The 19758-nt window shown below is 71.2% G+C and carries 15 protein-coding genes and 1 pseudogene; 12 read left to right on the top strand and 4 right to left on the bottom strand.

Features of this window, described 5'->3' with window-relative positions; all coding sequences use genetic code 11:
• Position 1: 1 nt before the first annotated feature.
• The 8 genes and pseudogenes from iolB (at position 2) to ACFULQ_RS39000 (ending at position 12484) form a co-directional block, all read left to right on the top strand.
• On the top strand, positions 2-817 hold the full coding sequence (gene iolB / locus ACFULQ_RS39035; RefSeq protein WP_383553631.1) for a 5-deoxy-glucuronate isomerase: 816 nt from the start codon (positions 2-4) through the stop codon (positions 815-817).
• A complete protein-coding gene (gene iolD / locus ACFULQ_RS39030) occupies positions 814-2691 on the top strand; it encodes a 3D-(3,5/4)-trihydroxycyclohexane-1,2-dione acylhydrolase (decyclizing) (RefSeq protein WP_383553628.1) in 1878 nt (625 codons plus the stop codon). Before iolB ends, iolD begins: the two co-directional genes overlap by 4 nt.
• A gap of 14 nt (positions 2692-2705) precedes the next feature.
• Positions 2706-4208 (top strand): CoA-acylating methylmalonate-semialdehyde dehydrogenase, encoded by a 1503-nt coding sequence (gene mmsA, locus ACFULQ_RS39025; protein ID WP_383553625.1) that lies wholly within the window; start codon positions 2706-2708, stop codon positions 4206-4208.
• A gap of 161 nt (positions 4209-4369) precedes the next feature.
• Positions 4370-5107, top strand: a pseudogene (locus tag ACFULQ_RS39020) (APC family permease); the annotation flags it as partial.
• Between the two features lie 223 nt (positions 5108-5330).
• Positions 5331-7961: an alpha/beta fold hydrolase gene (locus tag ACFULQ_RS39015; RefSeq protein WP_383553623.1), complete on the top strand. Its 2631-nt coding sequence runs from the start codon at positions 5331-5333 to the stop codon at positions 7959-7961.
• Positions 7958-8821, top strand: a complete 864-nt coding sequence (locus ACFULQ_RS39010; RefSeq protein ID WP_383553621.1) for an ABC transporter permease — start codon at positions 7958-7960, stop codon at positions 8819-8821. The genes ACFULQ_RS39015 and ACFULQ_RS39010 overlap by 4 nt, the downstream gene beginning before the upstream one ends.
• 147 nt (positions 8822-8968) lie before the next feature.
• Complete coding sequence (locus tag ACFULQ_RS39005) at positions 8969-10501, top strand: von Willebrand factor type A domain-containing protein (RefSeq protein ID WP_383553619.1); 1533 nt, start codon at positions 8969-8971, stop codon at positions 10499-10501.
• Positions 10502-10573: 72 nt separating this feature from the next.
• Positions 10574-12484, top strand: coding sequence for an AMP-dependent synthetase/ligase (locus tag ACFULQ_RS39000; protein ID WP_383553616.1), 1911 nt, complete (start codon positions 10574-10576; stop codon positions 12482-12484).
• Between the two features lie 64 nt (positions 12485-12548).
• Here the strand turns inward: ACFULQ_RS39000 and ACFULQ_RS38995 are convergent, their stop codons facing one another.
• The 3 genes from ACFULQ_RS38995 to ACFULQ_RS38985 form a co-directional block, all read right to left on the bottom strand.
• Positions 12549-12959, bottom strand: a complete 411-nt coding sequence (locus tag ACFULQ_RS38995; RefSeq protein WP_383553614.1) for a rodlin — start codon at positions 12957-12959, stop codon at positions 12549-12551.
• Between the two features lie 125 nt (positions 12960-13084).
• Positions 13085-14098 (bottom strand): LCP family protein, encoded by a 1014-nt coding sequence (locus ACFULQ_RS38990; RefSeq protein WP_383553654.1) that lies wholly within the window; start codon positions 14096-14098, stop codon positions 13085-13087.
• A gap of 107 nt (positions 14099-14205) precedes the next feature.
• Positions 14206-14607 (bottom strand): rodlin, encoded by a 402-nt coding sequence (locus ACFULQ_RS38985; protein ID WP_330266827.1) that lies wholly within the window; start codon positions 14605-14607, stop codon positions 14206-14208.
• A 233-nt stretch (positions 14608-14840) separates the two neighbouring features.
• On the opposite strand from ACFULQ_RS38985, the gene ACFULQ_RS38980 reads away from it, so the two are divergent.
• The 3 genes from ACFULQ_RS38980 (at position 14841) to ACFULQ_RS38970 (ending at position 16670) form a co-directional block, all read left to right on the top strand.
• Positions 14841-15257 carry a rodlin gene (locus tag ACFULQ_RS38980; RefSeq protein WP_383553611.1) on the top strand — a complete coding sequence of 139 codons (417 nt, stop codon included), beginning with the start codon at positions 14841-14843 and terminating at the stop codon, positions 15255-15257.
• A 237-nt stretch (positions 15258-15494) separates the two neighbouring features.
• Positions 15495-15746, top strand: coding sequence for a chaplin (locus ACFULQ_RS38975; RefSeq protein ID WP_383553608.1), 252 nt, complete (start codon positions 15495-15497; stop codon positions 15744-15746).
• Between the two features lie 105 nt (positions 15747-15851).
• On the top strand, positions 15852-16670 hold the full coding sequence (locus ACFULQ_RS38970; RefSeq protein WP_383553606.1) for a chaplin: 819 nt from the start codon (positions 15852-15854) through the stop codon (positions 16668-16670).
• Positions 16671-16899: 229 nt separating this feature from the next.
• Here the strand turns inward: ACFULQ_RS38970 and ACFULQ_RS38965 are convergent, their stop codons facing one another.
• Positions 16900-18237 carry an ATP-grasp domain-containing protein gene (locus ACFULQ_RS38965; RefSeq protein ID WP_383553604.1) on the bottom strand — a complete coding sequence of 446 codons (1338 nt, stop codon included), beginning with the start codon at positions 18235-18237 and terminating at the stop codon, positions 16900-16902.
• 136 nt (positions 18238-18373) lie between these two features.
• Here ACFULQ_RS38965 and ACFULQ_RS38960 point away from each other — a divergent pair, with 136 nt between their 5' ends.
• On the top strand, positions 18374-19723 hold the full coding sequence (locus ACFULQ_RS38960; RefSeq protein ID WP_383553602.1) for a glycoside hydrolase family 26 protein: 1350 nt from the start codon (positions 18374-18376) through the stop codon (positions 19721-19723).
• The last annotated feature ends 35 nt before the right edge of the window (positions 19724-19758 follow it).

Raw genomic sequence — 19758 nt, 5'->3', positions numbered from 1 at the left:
TATGACACAGACCGAGCTGTACGTCCCCCGGGGCGCCTCCACCAACGCCCAGTACACCGTGGACATCGACCCCAAGCGGGCCGGCTGGACCCACAGCAGTCTGCGCATCGTCGAACTGGTGCCCGGAGGCACTCATACGTTCACCTCCGGTGACAGCGAGTGGATCGTACTTCCGCTGGAAGGCGGCTGTACGGTCCACGTAGGGAAGGACGAGTTCCAACTCCTGGGACGGGAAAGCGTGTTCGCCGGAGTCTCGGACTTCGCGTACGTACCCCGGGACGCCCAGGCATCGATCGCCTCCGGCGCGGGAGGCCGCTTCGCCCTGGCAGGAGCGAAGTGCGAGCGACGACTCCCCGCCCGCTACGGCCCCGCGCCGGAGGTTCCCGTCGAACAGCGCGGCAGCGGCTCCCAGTTGCGGCACGTGCGCAACTTCGCCTCCGCCGACGCCTTCGACTGCGACAAGCTCATCGCCGTCGAGGTGGTCACCCCCGGCGGCAACTGGTCCTCCTACCCTCCGCACAAGCACGACGAGCACCGGCCGGGCGTGGAAGCCGAGTTGGAGGAGATCTACTACTTCGAGATCGACGGCCCGAACGGTTTCGGCTATCAGCGCGTATCTCCCTCCCGTGAGGGCGGATCCGACGTCCTCGCCGAGGTCCGCTCCGGCGACGCCGTCCTCGTCCCCGACGGATGGCACGGCCCGTCCATCGCCCAGCCCGGCCACGACATGTACTACCTGAACGTCATGGCGGGACCGGGTGAGACGCGGGAGTGGCGGATCTGCTTCCACCCGGACCACACGGAGGGGTACCGATGACCACCCGCCTGACCGTCGCGCAAGCGCTGGTCCGCTTCCTGGCCGCCCAGTACACCGAACGCGACGGCGTACGGCAGCGGTTGATCTCCGCCACCTGGGGCATCTTCGGCCACGGCAACGTGGCCGGGCTCGGCCAGGCGCTCGTCGAGTACGGCGACGAGATGCCCTTCCACCAGGGCCGCAACGAGCAGTCCATGGTGCACGCGGCGGTCGGCTACGCGCGTCAGTCCAACCGCCTGTCCACCCACGCGGTGACGACGTCCATCGGCCCGGGCGCCACCAACCTGGTGACGGGCGCGGCCCTGGCGACCATCAACCACCTCCCGGTCCTGCTCCTGCCCGGCGACATCTTCGCCACCCGCGTCGCCGACCCGGTCCTCCAGCAGCTCGAAGTGCCGTACGCCGGCGACATCAGCGTCAACGACACCCTGCGCCCGGTCTCGAAGTACTTCGACCGCGTCACCCGTCCGGAAGCCCTGATCCCGGCCGCGCTCCAGGCGATGCGGGTCCTCACCGACCCGGTGGAGACGGGCGCGGTCACCCTCGCCCTCCCGCAGGACGTCCAGGCCGAGGCGTACGACTGGCCGGACGAGTTCTTCGCCGAGCGCACCTGGGTCGTACGACGTCCCGGCGCCGACCCCACCGAACTCGCCGAGGCCGTCACGGCGATCAGGCAGGCACAGCGGCCGCTGGTCGTCGCCGGCGGCGGTGTCCACCACAGCCGCGCCGAGGAGGCGCTGGAGGAGTTCGCCCGCGCCACCGGCATCCCGGTCGCCTCCACCCAGGCGGGCAAGGGCTCCCTGCGCCACGACCACCCCCAGGACGTCGGCGGCGTCGGCCACACCGGCACCGCCACCGCCAACGAACTGGCCCGCCAGGCCGACCTGGTGATCGGCGTCGGCACCCGGTACACCGACTTCACCACGGCCTCCGGCACGCTGTTCGAGAACGAGGACGTCCGCTTCCTCAACCTCAACATCGCGCCCTACGACGGCCACAAGCTCGCGGGCCGGCCCCTGGTCGCCGACGCCCGCAGCGGCCTGACCGAGCTCACCGAGGCCCTCCAGCTGCACACCCACCGCGTCAGCGGCACGTACATCGACGAGTACAGCCTCGACAAGGAGCGCTGGGAGCAGCGCGTCGACGCCTGCTTCGAGGCCGACGAGCCCGACATCAGGCCGACCCAGCCGCAGGTCCTCGGCGCCCTGGACGCCCTGGTCGACGCGTCGGACGTGATCATCAACGCGGCCGGCTCCCTCCCCGGCGACCTGCACAAGCTGTGGCGCGCCCGGTCGAGGGACCAGTACCACGTGGAGTACGGCTACTCCTGCATGGGCTACGAGATCCCGGCCGCGATCGGTGTGAAGATGGCCGCTCCCGAGCGGAACGTCTGGGCGCTGGTCGGCGACGGCACGTACCTGATGATGCCGACGGAGATCGTCACGGCCGTACAGGAGGGCATCGCGATCAAGCTCCTCCTGATCCAGAACCACGGCTACGCCTCCATCGGCGGACTGTCCGAGACGGTCGGCGGCGAGCGCTTCGGCACGGCCTACCGCTACCAGTCCGACGACGGCACCTACACGGGTGCCCCGCTGCCCGTGGACCTGGCCGCCAACGCGGCCAGCCTCGGTATGCGGGTGCTGCGCGCGAAGACCGTCCGAGACCTCCGCGCCGCCCTCGCCGAGGCGCGGGCCGCGGACACTCCCACATGTGTCTACGTCGAGACGGAAACGGCAGACACAGTGTCGGGCCCGCCGCCGGCGCAGGCCTGGTGGGATGTACCTGTGGCCGAGACCGCGACCCGACCGTCCGCGGTGAAGGCCCGTGAGCTGTACGAACGGCACGTCTCTACCCGACGCCGCCATCTGTGAAGGAGTACTCGGTCATGACGAAGATCGTCAACCACTGGATCGGCGGCAAGACCGTCGAGGGCGCGTCGGGCACCTACGGGCCGGTCACCGACCCGGCGACCGGCGCGGTCACCACCAAGGTCGCGTTCGCGACCGTCGACGAGGTCGACGCCGCCGTAGCCGCCGCGAAGGACGCGTTCCAGACCTGGGGCACCTCGTCCCTCGCCAAGCGCACCTCGATCCTGTTCAAGTTCCGGGCGCTCCTGGAGGCGAACCGGGACGCGATCGCCGAGCTGATCACCGCCGAGCACGGCAAGGTGCACAGCGACGCGCTCGGCGAGGTCGCGCGCGGCCTGGAGATCGTGGACCTGGCCTGCGGGATCACCGTGCAGCTGAAGGGCGAGCTGTCCACCGAGGTCGCCAGCCGCGTGGACGTCTCGTCCATCCGTCAGCCGCTCGGTGTGGTCGCCGGCATCACGCCGTTCAACTTCCCGGCCATGGTGCCGATGTGGATGTTCCCGATCGCCATCGCGACCGGCAACACCTTCGTGCTCAAGCCGTCCGAGAAGGACCCGTCGGCCTCCCTGAAGATCGCCGAGCTGCTGGCCGAGGCCGGTCTGCCCGACGGCGTCTTCAACGTCGTCCACGGCGACAAGGTGGCCGTCGACCGCCTCCTGGAGCACCCGGACGTCAAGGCCGTCTCCTTCGTCGGCTCGACCCCGATCGCCCGCTACATCCACACCACGGCCTCCGTCAACGGCAAGCGCGTCCAGGCCCTGGGCGGCGCCAAGAACCACATGCTGGTCCTCCCGGACGCCGACTTGGACGCGGCGGCGGACGCGGCCGTCTCCGCGGCCTACGGCTCGGCGGGCGAGCGCTGCATGGCGATCTCCGCGGTCGTGGCCGTCGGCTCGATCGGCGACGAGCTCGTGGACAAGATCCGTGAGCGCGCCGAGAAGATCAAGATCGGCCCGGGCAACGACCCGGCCTCCGAGATGGGCCCGCTCATCACCAAGGTGCACCGCGACAAGGTGGCGTCCTACGTCACCGGCGCCGCGGCCGAGGGCGCCGAGGTGATCCTCGACGGCACCGGCTACACGGTCGAGGGCTTCGAGGACGGCCACTGGATCGGCATCTCGCTGCTCGACAAGGTGCCCACGTCCGCCAAGGCCTACCAGGACGAGATCTTCGGCCCGGTCCTGACAGTGCTGCGCGTCGACACCTACGACGAGGGCATCGCCCTGATCAACGCCTCCCCCTTCGGCAACGGCACCGCGATCTTCACCCGGGACGGCGGCGCCGCCCGCCGCTTCCAGCTGGAGGTCGAGGCCGGCATGGTCGGCGTGAACGTCCCGATCCCGGTCCCCGTCGGCTACCACTCCTTCGGCGGCTGGAAGGACAGCCTCTTCGGCGACCACCACATCTACGGCAACGACGGCACGCACTTCTATACCCGCGGCAAGGTCGTCACCACCCGCTGGCCCGACCCGGCCGACGCCCCCGCGGGCGTGGACCTGGGCTTCCCGCGCAACCACTGAGGTTTTTTCTCGGCGGTGTCCTGCGGTTCCCGCAGGACACCGAAGCACGGCAGGGACGGCCAGTTCCTGACGTATACGGCAACCCAATGGCTCTCCAGCTACGAAATCCGTAGCAGGAGAGCCATTGACGTGCTGGTTTCGTCGGGGTTGCATGCACCACCATGACCGACACCCTCCGCCCCGCCGACACAGTCGTCGCCCAGGCACCGGAGCACGGCCACGCCAAGCTCAACCGCTCCATCGGCGTGGTCGGCGGCACCCTCCTGACCCTGTCCTGCGTGACCCCGGCGTCCACCCTCTTCGTGGTGGTCCCCGACCTCTTCGGCACGCTCGGCACCGCCACCGCCCTGACGATCGCCATCGGCTCCCTCCTGTGCGTCGCCGTGGCGTTCTGCTACTCGGAGCTGGGCACCCTCATCCCCAGCGCCGGCGGCGAGTACGCCATGGTCTCCACGCTGGCCGGCAGGCTCGCGGGCTGGCTCGTCTTCGTGCTGTCCCTCCTGGTCGTGATGATCGTCCCGCCGGTGATCGCGATGGGCACGGCCGACTACCTGGCCCCGGTGATCCACCTGGACCCCTCCCTCGCGGGCGCCGCGGTCATGCTCCTGGCCACCCTCGCCGGCCTCCTCGACCTGCGCGCCAACGCGTGGATCACGGGCGTCTTCCTGGTCCTTGAGGTGATCGCGGCGGCGGTGGTGGCCCTGCTGGGCTTCACCCACGCGCAGCGCGGCCCGAGCAGCCTCCTGTCCCTGCAGGTGGCGGGCGCACACGGCGGCACGGACACGGTGACGGCCATGCTGGTGGTCTCGGGCCTCGCGATCGCCCTCTTCGTCACCCAGGGCTTCTCCACGGCCGTCTACCTCTCCGAGGAACTGGAGAACCCCCGCCGCAACGTGGCTGCGTGAACTGACCTAGGGGCGCGGGGCTGTATCGATATGCGGCTCCGCCGCGTGGGCGCGACCAGCCACGACGGCGCAGCAGACGGCACACAACAGAAGCCCCCGAGCTCATAGCCGTACCGCACCCGCTGTACACCCCGCACCCCCATCCACCCCCAGGATGGCGAGGAGTTCAGCCCCAGGTCGACAAATCCCCGCCCCCTCCACCCCGTACCGTTGATTCATGGATCTTCGCCGCCTCCGGAGGCCACGGTGGATCGCCGCCGCGGCCTCCGTCGTCGTCCTCGCCGCCGCCGGCACCTGGACGGCCACCGCCTCCGACGACCCACCCCCGGTGCACCGCGCGGACCGGATCATGTCGATCGACGGCGTCCGCATCGACACCTCGTACTTCACGACGAGCGGCACCGAAAGGCGCCCCGCGGTCCTCGTAGGACACGGCTTCGGCGGCAGCAAGAACGACGTACGCCCCCAGGCGGAGGCCCTCGCGAGAGACGGCTACGCGGTCCTCACCTGGTCCGCGCGAGGCTTCGGCAGGTCCACCGGCAAGGTCGGCCTCAACGACCCCGACGCCGAGGTCAAGGACGTCAGCAAGCTCATCGACTGGCTGGCGCGGCAGCCCCAGGTCCAGCTCGACAGGCCCGGCGACCCCCGCGTCGGCGTGACGGGCGCGAGCTACGGCGGCGCGATCTCCCTGCTCGCCGCCGGTCACGACGACCGCGTGGACGCCATCGCGCCCGAGATCACGTACTGGAACCTCTCGGACGCCCTCTTCCCGAACGGCGTCTTCAAGAAGCTCTGGGCCGGCATCTTCGTGAACTCCGCGGGCGGCTGCGAGAAGTTCGAGCCGCAGATCTGCGCGATGTACCAGCGCGTGGCCCAGTCCGGCACCCCGGACGCGAACGCCGAGAAGATGCTGGAGGACCGCTCCCCGTCGGCCGTCGCCCGGGACATCAAGGTCCCCACCCTGCTGATCCAGGGCCAGACGGACTCCCTGTTCCCGCTGAACCAGGCCGACGAGGCAGCCAAGGCGATCCGAGCCAACGGCGCCCCCGTCGACGTCGACTGGATCGCGGGCGGCCATGACGGCGGCGACATGGAGACGAGCCGTGTCCGGTCGAGGACGGCGTCCTGGTTCGACCGCTATCTCAAGGACGACAGGAGCGCCGACACCGGCCCCGCCTTCCGCGTCACCCGCACCCTCGGCACCGGCACCGGGGACGGCGAGCCCCGCCTGACCGGCGTCACCGCCGACACCTACCCCGGCCTTCACAGCGACGAGCACAAGGTCGCCCTGGCCGGGCGCGAGCAGGACTTCGCCAACCCGGCCGGCGCCAGCCCGCCCGCCGTCTCCGCCCTCCCCGGCCTAGGCAGCGCCGGAGGCCTCGCCCAGCTCTCCTCGCTCGGCGTCGGCGTCTCCCTGGACTTCCCCGGCCAGTACGCCGCGTTCGAGTCGGCCCCGGTCAGGGACGACCTCCAGATCACCGGCTCGCCCACCGTCACCGTCCACGTGAAGTCGACCAGCGACGACGCGGTCCTCTTCGCCAAGCTGTACGACGTCTCCCCGGGCGGCGGCCGACAGGTGCTGCCCTCCCAACTCGTCGAGCCGATCAGGGTCGAGGGCGCCAAGGCCGGCAAGGACGTCACGATCACCCTCCCGGCGATCGACCACGAGATCGACGACGGCCACCGCCTGAAGCTCGTCCTCGCCTCCACGGACCTCGGCTACGCCTCCCCGACGACCCCGGCCACGTACACCGTCTCCCTCAAGAGCGACCTCCAGGTCCCCACCGCCCTCAGCGAGAAGAACACCCAGGCCCCCCTGCCCGCCTGGGTGTGGTGGCTGCCGCTGGCCGGCGCTGCGCTCGCGCTGATCCTCGTGGTGACCGGCCGCCGCCGTACCGCGGCCCCCGCCGCCCCCGAGCCGGAGCTCGCCGAAGTCCCCCTCCAGATAAGCGACTTGAGCAAGCGGTACGCCAAGTCCGCCGACCGTTACGCGGTCCGTGACCTCTCCTTCCGGGTGGAGAAGGGCCAGGTGCTCGGCCTCCTGGGCCCGAACGGCGCGGGCAAGACCACCACACTGCGCATGCTGATGGGCCTGATCAAGCCGGACGGCGGCGAGATCCGCGTCTTCGGCCACGCCATCGCCCCCGGCGCCCCCGTCCTCTCCCGCGTCGGCGCCTTCGTCGAGGGCGCGGGCTTCCTCCCGCACCTGTCCGGCCGGGAGAACCTGGAGCTGTACTGGCGGGCCACCGGCCGCCCGCCCGAGGACGCCCACATGGAGGAGGCCCTGGAGATCGCCGGCCTCGGCGACGCCCTCGCCCGTGCGGTGCGCACCTACTCCCAGGGCATGCGCCAGCGCCTGGCCATCGCCCAGGCCATGCTGGGCCTGCCGGACCTGCTCATCCTCGACGAACCCACCAACGGCCTCGACCCGCCGCAGATCCGCGAGATGCGCGAGGTGATGATCCGCTACGCGGCGGCCGGCCGCACGGTCATCGTCTCCAGCCATCTCCTCTCGGAGGTCGAGCAGTCCTGCACCCACCTGGTCGTCATGGACCACGGGCAGCTCGTCCAGGCGGGGCCGGTCGGCGAGATCGTCGGCTCCGGCGACACCCTCCTGGTCGGCACCGCCGTACCCGTCGAGGAACCCGTGGCCGAGAAGGTCGCGGCCCTGCCCGGCGTGGCCTCCGCGGTCACCACCGACGACGGCCTTCTCGTACGACTGGACGCGGACGGTTCCGCGCAGCAGCTGGTCGCCGAACTGGTCCGGCTGGAGGTCCCGGTGACCTCGGTGGGCCCCCACCGCCGCCTCGAAGACGCCTTCCTCACCCTGATCGGAGACTCCGCATGAGCACGGTCACCGACCGCGCCGAGGTGGCCGACGGCTACCGCGCGGGCCGCACCCTGCCGGTCCGGGTGGAGCTGGTACGGCAGTTGAAGCGCCGCCGCACGCTCGTCATGTTCGGCATCCTGGTCGCGCTGCCCTTCGTCCTGCTGATCGCCTTCCAGCTGGGCGGCGGGCCGGACGGGGGCAACAACCAGGTCAACCTGATGGACACCGCGACCCTGTCCGGGGCGAACTTCGCCGCGGTGAACCTCTTCGCCTCCGCGGGCTTCCTGCTGGTCGTGCCCGTGGCACTGTTCTGCGGGGACACCGTCGCCTCGGAGGCCAGCTGGTCCTCGCTGCGCTATCTGCTCGCGGCACCCGTGCCGAGGGCCCGGCTGCTGTGGTCGAAGCTCGCCGTCGGCCTCACCCTGAGCCTCGCCGCGATGGTCCTGCTCCCGCTGGTCGCCCTCGCGGTCGGCACGATCGCCTACGGCTGGGGCCCGCTCCAACTCCCCACCGGCGGCGCGATGGCGGCGGGCACGGCGGCCGGGCGCCTGCTGATCACGGTGGCGTACATCTTCATCTCCCAACTCGTCACCGCGGCCCTCGCGTTCTGGCTCTCCACCCGCACCGACGCACCTCTCGGCGCGGTCGGCGGGGCGGTCGGCCTGACCATCGTCGGCAATGTGCTGGACCAGGTGACCGCCCTCGGCGACTGGCGCGACTTCCTCCCCTCGCACTGGCAGTACGCCTGGCTGGACGCCGTACAGCCGAAGCTGGAGTGGTCCGACATGATCCAGGGCACCTCCCTGTCGATAACGCTCGCCCTGGTGCTGTTCGCCCTGGCCTTCAGGGGTTTCGCCCGCAAGGACGTCGTCTCCTAGGTCAACGGAGGATCACCCACCGGTCTCGACGGGCCCTCTCCGTGCCCCCTTCGAGACCCATCCGCAACGCTCCGTGGCGCACGTTCCGGCCCCCCGGCCCGTCACAGTCGCAAGTGCCGACGTCAACAGGCCCAGGGGGTACGGACGATGCAGCGACAGCGGACACGACAGGTGATGCTCGCCCTCACACTGGCGGGCGGCCTGCTGCTCACCGGCTGCGGCGGGGGCGACGACAGCGGAGGCGACAGCATCACCGACGGATCGAAGGGCGGCTCGTACGGCTCGGCCTTCCCGGCCCCGGACCAGCCCGAGGGCACCCAGGGCTCCGAGGAGTCCCGCGACTTCGACTCCCCGGAACAGAAGGCCCCCGACCACCTCTCCACCTTCGCCCTCGACGTCGACACCGCCTCCTACGGCTACGCCCGCCGCACCCTCGCCGAGGGCCGCCGCCCCGACCCCTCGACGATCCGCCCCGAGGAGTTCGTCAACAGCTTCCGCCAGGACTACGACCGCCCCGACGGCAACGGCTTCACGGTCACCGTCGACGGCGCCCGCACCGACCAGGACGACTGGTCCCTGGTCCGGGTGGGCCTCGCCACCCGGGGCGCCGCGGACGATGGGGACAAACGCCCGCCCGCCGCCCTCACCTTCGTCATCGACATCTCCGGCTCCATGGCCGAACCCGGGCGCCTCGACCTCGCCCAGCAGTCCCTCGACACCATGACGGAACGCCTCCACGACGACGACTCGGTCGCGATCGTGACCTTCAGCGACGAGGCCGAGACGGTCCTGCCGATGACCCGCCTGGGCGGCCACCGCGACCGGATCCACAAGGCGATCGACGGCCTGGAACCGACGTACTCCACCAACCTCGGCGCGGGCGTCGAGACCGGCTACCGCACCGCCGTCAAGGGCCTGCGCGAGGGCGCCACCAACCGGGTCGTCCTCATCTCCGACGCCCTCGCCAACGACGGCGACACCGACCCCGACGCCATCCTCGACCGCATCGACACCGCCCGCCGCGAACACGGCATCACCCTCTTCGGCGTGGGCGTCGGCAGCGACTACGGCGACGCCCTGATGGAACGCCTCGCCGACAAGGGCGACGGCCACACCGTCTACGTCTCCGGCACCGACGACGCCGAGAAGGTCTTCTGCGAGCAGCTCCCGCAGAACATCGACCTCACCGCCCGCGACGCCAAGGCCCAGGTCGCCTTCGACCCGCAGAACGTCCGGCAGTTCCGCCTCATCGGCTACGACAACCGCCGCGTCGCCGACGACGACTTCCGCGACGACCGCGTGGACGGCGGCGAGGTCGGCCCCGGCCACACCGTCACCGCCCTCTACGCGGTGCGCACCAAGCCCGGCGCCGAGGGCCACCTGGCCACCGCGACCGTCCGCTGGCAGGACCCCGAGACCCGCGCCCCGCACGAGGAGTCGGCGGAACTGGAGACCTTCGACGACTCGCTGCGCGACGCGGCCCCCCGCTTCCAGGTCGACGCTGTGGCCGCCTACTTCGCCGACATCCTGCGCGGGACCTATGACGACGAGCGGCTCCCGGGCCGCCCGTCCCTGCGGGAACTCGCCGACTGGGCCGACGAGTTGGGAGAGCGCACCGAGGACACCGAGGTGCGCCGGCTCGCCGACACCATCCGCCGGGCCCGGCAGGTCGCGGACTGACGCCGGACCCATTGACCTTTCCTTACTTGAGAGTAAGTTAGCGGCCCAGTCGGAGCCGACCGGGGAGCCACGATGGGCGTACGCAAGGATCTGAAGAGGGCGAAACACCTGGCGGGCCGGACCGCGGTCGAGGTCGCGAGGGACGAGGGCGGGGTCGTACGGGAGGCCCGCACACCGCCCCTCGCCCCGCCCGCGACCACCGGCAGCATCGCCGACCTCCCCTTCACCAACGCGGCCGAGACCCCCGAGGCGGTGGTGCTGCGCCGCCGTGCGGAGACAGGCTGGCGTCCGGTCACCGCCCAGGAGTTCGCCGACGAGGTCACCGCCGTGGCCAAGGGGCTGATCGCGGCGGGGCTCGAACCCGGCGGCCGGGTCGCGGTGATGTCCCGCACCCGCTACGAGTGGACGGTCCTCGACTTCGCGATCTGGGCGGCGGGCGGTCAGACGGTCCCGGTCTACGCCACGTCCTCGGCCGAGCAGGTGGAGTGGATCGTGCGGGACTCCGGAGCCCGCCATGTCGTCACCGAGAACGCCGACAATGCGGCGACGGTCACCACCGGCACCGCGGCGCACCAAGCGAAGCCCCGCGTCTGGCAGTTGGAGGCGGCCGCGCTCGACGAACTCACCGCACTCGGGCACGACGTCCCCGACGAGGAGGTCACCAAGCGCCGCGCCGCCCTGACCCCCGGCACCGTCGCCACGATCTGCTACACCTCCGGCACCACCGGCCGCCCCAAGGGCTGCGTCCTCACCCACGCCAACCTGCACGCCGAGGCCGCCAACACCGTCGAGCTGCTCCACCCCATCTTCAAGGAGGTCACCGACCAGACCGCCTCCACCCTTCTCTTCCTCCCGCTCGCCCACATCATGGGCCGCACTCTCCAGATCGCCTGTCTGATGGCCCGCATCGAGATCGGCCACTGCCCGAGCATCAAGCCCGACGAACTGCGGCCCGCGCTCAAGGAGTTCCGCCCGACCTTCCTCGTCGGCGTCCCCTACCTCTTCGAGAAGATCCACGCCACCGGCCGCGCCACCGCCGAGAAGCTGGGCCGCGCCGCCTCCTTCGACCGCGCCCACCGCGTCGCCGTCCGCTTCGGCGAGGCCTACCTGGACAAGTTCCTCGGCCGCGGCAAGGGGCCGGGCCCCGGCCTCTACGCCGCCTGGGGCCTGTACGACCTGCTCGTGTACCGCCGTATCCGCAAGGAACTCGGCGGCCGCATGCGCTACGCCATCAGCGGCGGCTCACCGCTCGACCGCGAGCTCAACCTGTTCTTCGCGGCGGCCGGAATCATCATCTACGAGGGCTACGGCCTCACCGAGACCAGCGCCGCCGCCACCATCGTCCCGCCGCTCAGCCCCCGCCCCGGCACGGTCGGGCAGCCCGTCCCCGGCACCGCGATCCGCATCGCCGACGACGGCGAGGTCCTCATCAAGGGCGGGGTCGTCTTCGGCGCCTACTGGAACAACCCCGAGGCCACCGACGCCGTCCTGAAGGACGAGTGGTTCGCCACCGGCGACCTCGGCGCCCTCGACGAGGACGGCTACCTCACCATCACCGGCCGCAAGAAGGATCTCCTCGTCACCTCGGGCGGCAAGAACGTCTCCCCGGCCGTCCTGGAGGACCGGCTGCGCAGCCGGTCCCCCGTCGGCCAGTGCCTCGTCGTCGGCGACAACCGCCCCTTCGTCGCCGCCCTGATCACCCTGGACCCCGAGGCGATGGCCCACTGGCTCTCGGTCCGGGGCCTGCCCGCCGACACCCCGCACGCCGAACTCACCAAGGACGAACGGCTGCGCGCCGACCTCCAGAAAGCCGTCGACCACGCCAACGCGGCCGTCTCCCGCGCCGAGTCGATCCGCGCCTTCCGGATCGTCGAGGGGGAGTTCACCGAGGACAACGGCATGCTCACGCCGTCCCTGAAGGTCAAACGGCACACCGTGACGGCGGCGTACGCGGAGGAGATCGAGGCCATCTACCGCAGGTAGCGGCACGCACGACGGCGGGCCACCGGAGAACCGGTGACCCGCCGTCCTGGCGGAGCGAGGAGGCTCAGCTGCCCGAGGCGCCGTTGCCGGACAGGGCCGAGATGTCGTCCAGGATGTGCGACAGCGGCTCGTCGCCCTTGGCCTGGGTGCTGTTCTCGACGCACTGCTGGTTCTGCGGGGCCGACAGGATCGGCACGTCCTGCAGGACACCGACGGCGACGAGGCCGACGAGACCCTGGGCGTTCAGCTTGGCCGGCAGACCGACACAGGGCTTGTTCAGCGAACCCTGGACCAGCGAGAGCTGCGGGCTCATGTCGCCGAACGTGGCCGAGTTGCCGAACTCCTGCGAGGCGCCGTTGCCACTGGCGGACTTGGTGCCGCTGTCGTTGCCGATGGCGAGCGCCTGGGGGGCGGCCGCGGCCGCGACACCGGCGACGGACGCGGCAACAGCCGCGGTTGCCCACAGCTTCTTCATGTTCATTCCCTTCGAAAAGCGGACTCCGGGGAGGAGCTGCATGATCGTCAACGCCCGAACCCCCGCCTGGGTTGCGCTCTTTGCCCCTATTGGCCCAGCGCGCGCACCGGCCCCGCGGGCGCCCCTCACGTACAGGCGTAGGCGCTCCCGCGCACGGTGACGGCATCGGTGATGCGCGGCGGGTCGTACGGCTTCGGTTGCGCGCCCGCCTTGATCAGCGGCTGGTCCTCGCGCAGCTTCCCGAACATCGCGTCCGCCTTCACCCGGTCCCAGGCCAGCGTCGAACCGATGTCCGGCCGGGTCGGGTTGAACCCGGCGACCGGCACCGTGGCGAACTCCGTGTTCTTCGCCTGCACCTTGTGCAGATCGGCCGCCAGCGCCACCAGGTCCCCGGCGGTGAAGCCCTGCTCGACCTGCCCGGACCCGAGCAGGGTGCGCACCACACCGGCCGTCTTCACCGGGTCGGTCAGCAGCCGCTGCGCCTGGAGCCCGCGCAGCGCCTGCACCAGGAACCGCTGCTGACGCTGGATCCGCCCGAGGTCGGCCGCCTGGTCCACCTTCCGGGACCGGACGTACTGGAGCGCCCGGCCGCCCTTCAGCCGGTGCTTGCCCGGCTTCAGATCGAGCTTGGTGGCCTTGTCCTGGAGGCGCCGGGCGGTGCACACCTCGACTCCGCCGACCTGGTCGACGGCGTCGATGAAACGCCGGAAGTCCAGCTGGAGGTAGTGGTCGATGCTCAGCCCGGTCATCGACTCGACGGTGGCGACGGTGAGCCGGGGCCCGCCCTCGGCGTACGCGCCGTTGATCTTCGAGGGCCGCGCCGGCAGCTCCTTGCCGGTGCCCTCGTCCAGGTGGGGCGGGATGTCGGCGTAGGAGTCGCGCGGCAGGGCCACCACACTGACGCGGTCCCGGCGGGCCGAGACATGGACCACCATCAGGACGTCCGTGCAGTCGCAGGCGACGCCCCCGGCGTGGAACTCGCGCTGCTCCGCGGCGGAGATCGTGTCACGGCCGTCCGTGCCCATCACCAGGATGTTGGTGCCGTGCGGGGCGGATGCGATCCGGCCGGGGAGAGCGGCGGCGCCCCCGAGCAGCAGGACGGAGGTCGTCAGGACGACCGAGGAAAGGGTTCTCTTCATCGTCACGTGCCGGAACGTAAGCGAGCGGGCCGCCGTTGGTAAGGCGGCCCGCTGACGGGGACTCAAGAATCAGCCCCAGGGCTCATCGGCCCACGGTGCGTTGCAGCTCAGCTGCGCGAGGCGCCGTTGCCGGACAGGGCCGAGATGTCGTCCAGGATGTGCGACAGCGGCTCGTCGCCCTTGGCCTGGGTGCTGTTCTCGACACACTGCTGGTTCTGCGGGGCCGACAGGATCGGCACGTCCTGGAGAACGCCCACGGCGGCGAGGCCGAGGATGCCCTGGAGGTTCGCCTTCGCGGGCAGGCCGATGCAGGGCTTGTTGAGCGAACCCTGGATGAGCGCCATCTGCGGGCTCATGTTGCCGTAGGTGGCCGAGTTGCCGAACGACTGCGAAGCACCGTTGCCGCTGGCCGAGGTGGTGCCGTGGTCGTTGCCGATGGCCATGGCGGGGGAGGCGGCACCCACGACGGAAGCGGCGACCGCGGCGGAAGCCAGAACCTTCTTGATCACTTGCTAGTCCCTTCTGAAGAAACCCCGTCCACCGGAGCGCTCTGGACAACTGCCCCGGTGCCGCTTGGTTCCTGTCATTCACTCCGATGGCCCAAAGCCGCTCCGGTGAATTTCACGCCGGGAGAGGTCCATATGGGTGACGTGTCGAAACCAATCCCCGTGCCACCGGTTGATGCGGAGGCAGGAACAGTGCGTCTCGTCCCCGGGGACGTGTCCCAGGAAAGGAAAACGAAATGCTGAAGAAGGCAATGGCCGTGGCGGCGGTCGCCGCGTCCGTCGTCGGCGCCTCGGCGGCGGTGGCCCCCCAGGCGCTTGCCATCGGCAACGACCACGGCACCACCTCGGCCAGCGGCAACGGCGCCCACAGCGCGTTCGGCAACTCGGTCACCAAGGGTGACATGAGCCCGCAGGCCACGCTGGTCCAGAGCTCGCTGAACAAGCTCTGCGTCGGCCTGCCCGCGAAGGCGAACCTGCAGGGTATCGTCGGCATCATCGCCGCCGTCGGTGTCGCGCAGGACGTGCCGATCCTGTCGGCCCCGCAGAACCAGCAGTGCGCGGAGAACTCGACGCAGGCCAAGGGTGACGAGCCGCTGTCGCACATCCTGGACGACGTCTCGGCGCTGTCCGGCAACGGCGCCACGCGCAGCTGAATCCGCCGCTTCGAAATCGCCCGGGCAGACGGCCCGGGCGATTTTTCGTTGCTGATACACCGTCAATTGCCTTTTCCGTTGCTCAGGTGAGGCGTTTTCCTGAAGGCGTTCGAGTGAATTACCCGGCGACACACGTTCCGTAGTTTCCTTGGCCGTCTATCCCTCGTTCTACAGCCTGCCGGTCATGGTGCGAGCCGTTCCGACTGTGCTCGCTCGGTTTCTACCGTCACTTCTGGCATGACCGCAGAGAAGGGAAATCTCATGAAGAAGACCGCTGCTGTCGTCGTGGGCGCGATCATGGCCCTCGGCATGGCCGCCCCGGCCTTCGCCGACGCCGGTGCCGAGGGTGCCGCCATCGGCTCCCCGGGTGTCCTCTCGGGCAACGTCGTCCAGGTTCCGGTCCACGTGCCGATCAACGTCTGCGGCAACACCGTGAACGTCATCGCGCTGCTGAACCCGGCGCTCGGCAACTCGTGCTCCAACGACTGACGACGTAAACCGCCAGCCGCCCGGCTGCGCCATGGCCGGCCCCGGACGTCTTCCAGTCGTTCGGGGCCGGCTTTTCCCATTCCTACGAGCAGGAAGACAACGAGATTGCGCCAGACCCTGAGCAAGGGAATGGTCGCGGCCGCCGCCGCGACGAGCATTCTGTCCCTGTGCGGCAGTCCCGCGATGGCCGACTCGCACGCGGCCGGGGCAGCCCAGGACTCGCCGGGCGTGCTGTCCGGCAACACCGCGCAGGCGCCGCTGGAGGTGCCGGTCAACGCGTGCGGCGACTCCGTGGACGTGATCGCCGCGCTCGACCCGGCCTTCGGCAACTCCTGCGCGAACGCCCCGGTCCCGCACAAGGCCGGCTCCCACGGCCGTCACGGCCACGGCGGTTACGGCTACGGCGACGACCACGACTACGGCTCCGGCTCCGGCTCCGGCGAGGACTGTGACACCGACGGCGGCTACGGCGGCTACGGCGAGGACTGCGGGGAGACCCCGCCCCCGACGAAGCCCCCGCACACACCTCCCCACACGCCTCCGCACACCCCGCCACACACACCCCCGCATACGCCTCCGCACACCCCGCCGCACACGCCCCCCACCAACACCCCACCGGGGACACCGACGACGCCGGGGACACCGGGAACACCGGGGACGACACCCCCGCACACCCCGCCGCACACGCCCCCGCACACCCCGCCGTACACGCCTCCGCACACCCCGCCGACGACACCGGGCACGCCGCCGACGACGACGCCTCCGCACACGCCCCCGACCACCACCCCGCCCAGCACCCCACCCCACCTGCCGCACACCGGCAGCAGCGGTGAGGCCATGCTGGCGGCCTCCGGGGTCAGCGCCGCGATGATCGTGGCCGGAGCCGTCCTGTACCGCCGAGGCCGGTCCGCGTCCCGCCGCTAGCCCCGCACCGGGTGCCGGGTCCCACGAACCCGGCACCCGCGCCGACCACCGGGCCGCAGGGACCTGCCACTCGCGCCCACCTCCGGGCCCCACGAACCCGGCACCCGCGCCGACCACCGGGCCGCACGGACCTGGCGCTCGCGCCCACCTCCGGGTCCCACGGACCCGGTACCCGCGCCGATCACCGGCCCCACGGACCCGCACCCGCGCCCGCCGCCGGGCCGCGGCCTCAGCGGCTGCTTGCCTTCTCGTCGCCCGGCAGGTCGGAGAGGTCGGTGCGGGTGGCCGGGTCTGTCGGGTCGGGCAGCCGGGGCAGGTCGGTCAGGGAGGCCACGGGTGCCGTTCCCTGGCGGATCACCTGCGCGGCCGTCCGCTGTCCGCGCCGTGCGCACAGCCGGCGTACCCGCTCCAGCAGGCGGCGGGACACGTGCCGGGCCCACAGCGCCCACATCGCCCACCCGGGCCCGCGGTCGTCCGCCGCGTACCACGCGAGCTCGCGCCGGGCCGGCGCCGGCCGCAGCGCGGTCAGCGGCGCGTAGTTCTCCACCACGAACGCCCGCCCGGGCAGCGCCACCCCGTCCGGCAGCGGCCGGTGGGTCAGGTCCAGGTGCAGCGCGCGTACGACGTCCAGGTCCGCGCTGTCGGTGAAGAGCCGGAACTGCGCACCGGGCCGCGGGTTGAAGTCCAGCAGGTGGAAGTCCCCGGCCGGACCGCCGCGCCGGAAGTCGAGGTCCAGGATGCCGCGGTAGCCCAGCGCGCCGGTCAGCCGCTCGGCGAGCACCCGCACCCGCGGATCGGGCCGCCAGTGCCCCACCGCGGTCAGCCCGGCGCCACGCGGCCAGGACCGCTCCTTGACGCCGGAGCCGCCCGCCCGCAGTGCCCCGCCGCGGTCGGCGTACCCGTGGAAGAACCAGTCGCCGTCCGGCCCCGGCGGCAGGAACTCCTGGAGCAGCAGCCGGCTGCCCGCCTCCTCCGACCGCAGATACAGCTCGCGGGCCTCCCGCGGCGAGCGCACCAGCACCGTGCTGCGCAGCCCGCCCTCCGTCGGCAGCAGCCAGGGCCGGCTCCACTTGGCGACCACCGGCAGCCCCAGCCGCCAGGCCATCGCGTCCGCCTGCGCCGCGCTCTCCGGGACCAGCGTCACCGGATGCGGCACGCCCACGGCCCCGCACACCTCGGCCAGTTCCGCCTTGTCCGCCAGCCGTTCGGCGAGCCGGCCGGGCTGCTGCGGCAGCAGATAGGAGGGGGCCAGTTCCTCGCACAGCGCCCCCACCGCGACGGCGCTCGCGTCGTCCATGGGGATCAGCACGGCCGGGTGCGGGATCCGGGCGGCCACCCGGCGCAGCACCGCGGCGATGTCACCCGGCGAGGCCCCCGGGGGCGGCGGGGGATGCAGCTGCCGTACGAAGCGGGACGCGCGCACCGGGCTGCCCGTGCAGTCGGCGACCACATGCACGTCCACGCCCGCCCTGCCGAGCGAGCGCACGGCACCCAACGTGCCGTGGTGAAAGGGATTCCGGTCGGTCCGCACCAGCACGGCGGGGACTCGGGTGTCGAACAACGACACGGGCCATTCCTTCGGGTCGGTTCACTCGTGCGGACCATCGCAGCACTCGAAAGCCGTAGGCACGGTGGCGGAATTCATATTGATATGACTGAGTGTCAGTTAGTTCGAAAACGCGAGAGTGCAGAAAGGAGCAGGAATGGACTCACAGCACAGACGGGCTCGTACCCGCCGGCTGGCGTTCATCGCGGTGACAGTGGCCGCGTCGGCCGCCCTGTCGTCGGGCCCGGGTTTCGCCGTGGGGGCGGTCGGAGATCCTCCCGCTCCGGCAGCCGCTCGCACCCCGGTCCCCGAGGTCCCGCCGGCCCCCGCCGTGCCGCCCGCGCCGGCGCTCACCCCGGATCCCGTCACCCCGGTTCCGGTCACCCCGGCTCCGGTCACCCCGGTGGAACCCGTGAAGCCGGTGGAGCCCGTCATGCCCGGGGAGGTCCCCGCCTTCGGCGCCTATCTCGACTACGGCCCCGACGGTGTCTCCCGGATGACCGAGCTCAGCCGCTGGCTGGGCAACGCCGACCTGCGCGTCGGGCACACCTATCTGCCCGGTGACCGCTGGAGCAACATCGAGGGCAGGCCGAACTTCCTGGAGACGTGGGCCGACTGGCGCAACAGACGCGCCGACCGGATGTTCGTCCTCAACGTGCCGATGATGGAGCGCAACGAGGAGCACCTCTCCGACAACAAGGTCCGCTTCCTGCTGCGCCGGGCCGCGGCCGGCCAGTTCGACGACCACTACCGCGTCCTCGCCAAGCGCCTGGTCGACCTGAAGGTGCCGGACACGGTGATCGTGCTCGGCTGGGAGATGAACGGCACCACGTACTCCCATCGCTGCGCTCCGGACCCGACGGCCTGGAAGGCGTACTGGAACAGGATCGTCACCGCCATGCGGTCGGTCCCGGGCCAGAAGTTCAAGTTCGACTTCAACCCGACCCGCGGCCGGGACGCCATTCCGTGGACCGAGTGCTATCCGGGCGACGACACCGTCGACATCATCGGCATGGATTCCTACGACCAGCCGTCGGGACTCACGTTCGACGAGCAGATCAAGGAGCCCTACGGCCTTCAGGCGCACGTCGATTTCGCCAAGGCCCACAAGAAGCCCATCTCTTATCCCGAATGGGGCCTCTTCCGCAACGGGGACAATCCCGAGTACATGAAGCGCATGCTCGCCTGGATGGACGAGCACAAGCCGCTGTACAACACGCTGACCGACTACTGCCCGCACGGCGTGTGGCAGTGCTCGGACAACCCCAGGTCGTCCGCGGTCTACCGTGCGGTGCTGTTCGGCCGAACCGGTGAGCCCACCACGGAGCCGACCAAGCCCACCGACCCGACGACACCGCCCACCACCCCGCCCACCGAGCCCACGAAGCCGCCCACCACGCCGACGGCCCCGCCGAGCTGCTCGCCGCTGCAACTGGGCGACTGGGTGGAGTACTGGCTCGGCGGGAAGCTGTGCCTGCGCTTCGACTGGTACTCGCGCACCCGCTAGCCGCACCGGCCGGTGGCGGCAGGCCCCCTCAGGAC

It is taken from the genome of Streptomyces sp. NPDC057253, from assembly GCF_042669125.1.
Classification (GTDB): domain Bacteria; phylum Actinomycetota; class Actinomycetes; order Streptomycetales; family Streptomycetaceae; genus Streptomyces.
Note: the sequence above shows the minus strand (reverse complement) of the source record. Positions and strands in the feature narration are given on the sequence as shown.

Coding starts and splice junctions, on each gene's coding strand:
- ACFULQ_RS38980 (WP_383553611.1), top strand. CDS start 14,841: ATGCTGAAGAAGGCAATGGCCGTGGCGGCGGTCGCCGCGTCCGTCGTC.
- iolD (WP_383553628.1), top strand. CDS start 814: ATGACCACCCGCCTGACCGTCGCGCAAGCGCTGGTCCGCTTCCTGGCC.
- ACFULQ_RS38995 (WP_383553614.1), bottom strand. CDS start 12,959: ATGAAGAAGCTGTGGGCAACCGCGGCTGTTGCCGCGTCCGTCGCCGGT.
- ACFULQ_RS39005 (WP_383553619.1), top strand. CDS start 8,969: ATGCAGCGACAGCGGACACGACAGGTGATGCTCGCCCTCACACTGGCG.
- mmsA (WP_383553625.1), top strand. CDS start 2,706: ATGACGAAGATCGTCAACCACTGGATCGGCGGCAAGACCGTCGAGGGC.
- ACFULQ_RS39000 (WP_383553616.1), top strand. CDS start 10,574: ATGGGCGTACGCAAGGATCTGAAGAGGGCGAAACACCTGGCGGGCCGG.
- ACFULQ_RS39010 (WP_383553621.1), top strand. CDS start 7,958: ATGAGCACGGTCACCGACCGCGCCGAGGTGGCCGACGGCTACCGCGCG.
- iolB (WP_383553631.1), top strand. CDS start 2: ATGACACAGACCGAGCTGTACGTCCCCCGGGGCGCCTCCACCAACGCC.
- ACFULQ_RS39015 (WP_383553623.1), top strand. CDS start 5,331: ATGGATCTTCGCCGCCTCCGGAGGCCACGGTGGATCGCCGCCGCGGCC.
- ACFULQ_RS38960 (WP_383553602.1), top strand. CDS start 18,374: ATGGACTCACAGCACAGACGGGCTCGTACCCGCCGGCTGGCGTTCATC.
- ACFULQ_RS38975 (WP_383553608.1), top strand. CDS start 15,495: ATGACCGCAGAGAAGGGAAATCTCATGAAGAAGACCGCTGCTGTCGTC.
- ACFULQ_RS38990 (WP_383553654.1), bottom strand. CDS start 14,098: ATGAAGAGAACCCTTTCCTCGGTCGTCCTGACGACCTCCGTCCTGCTG.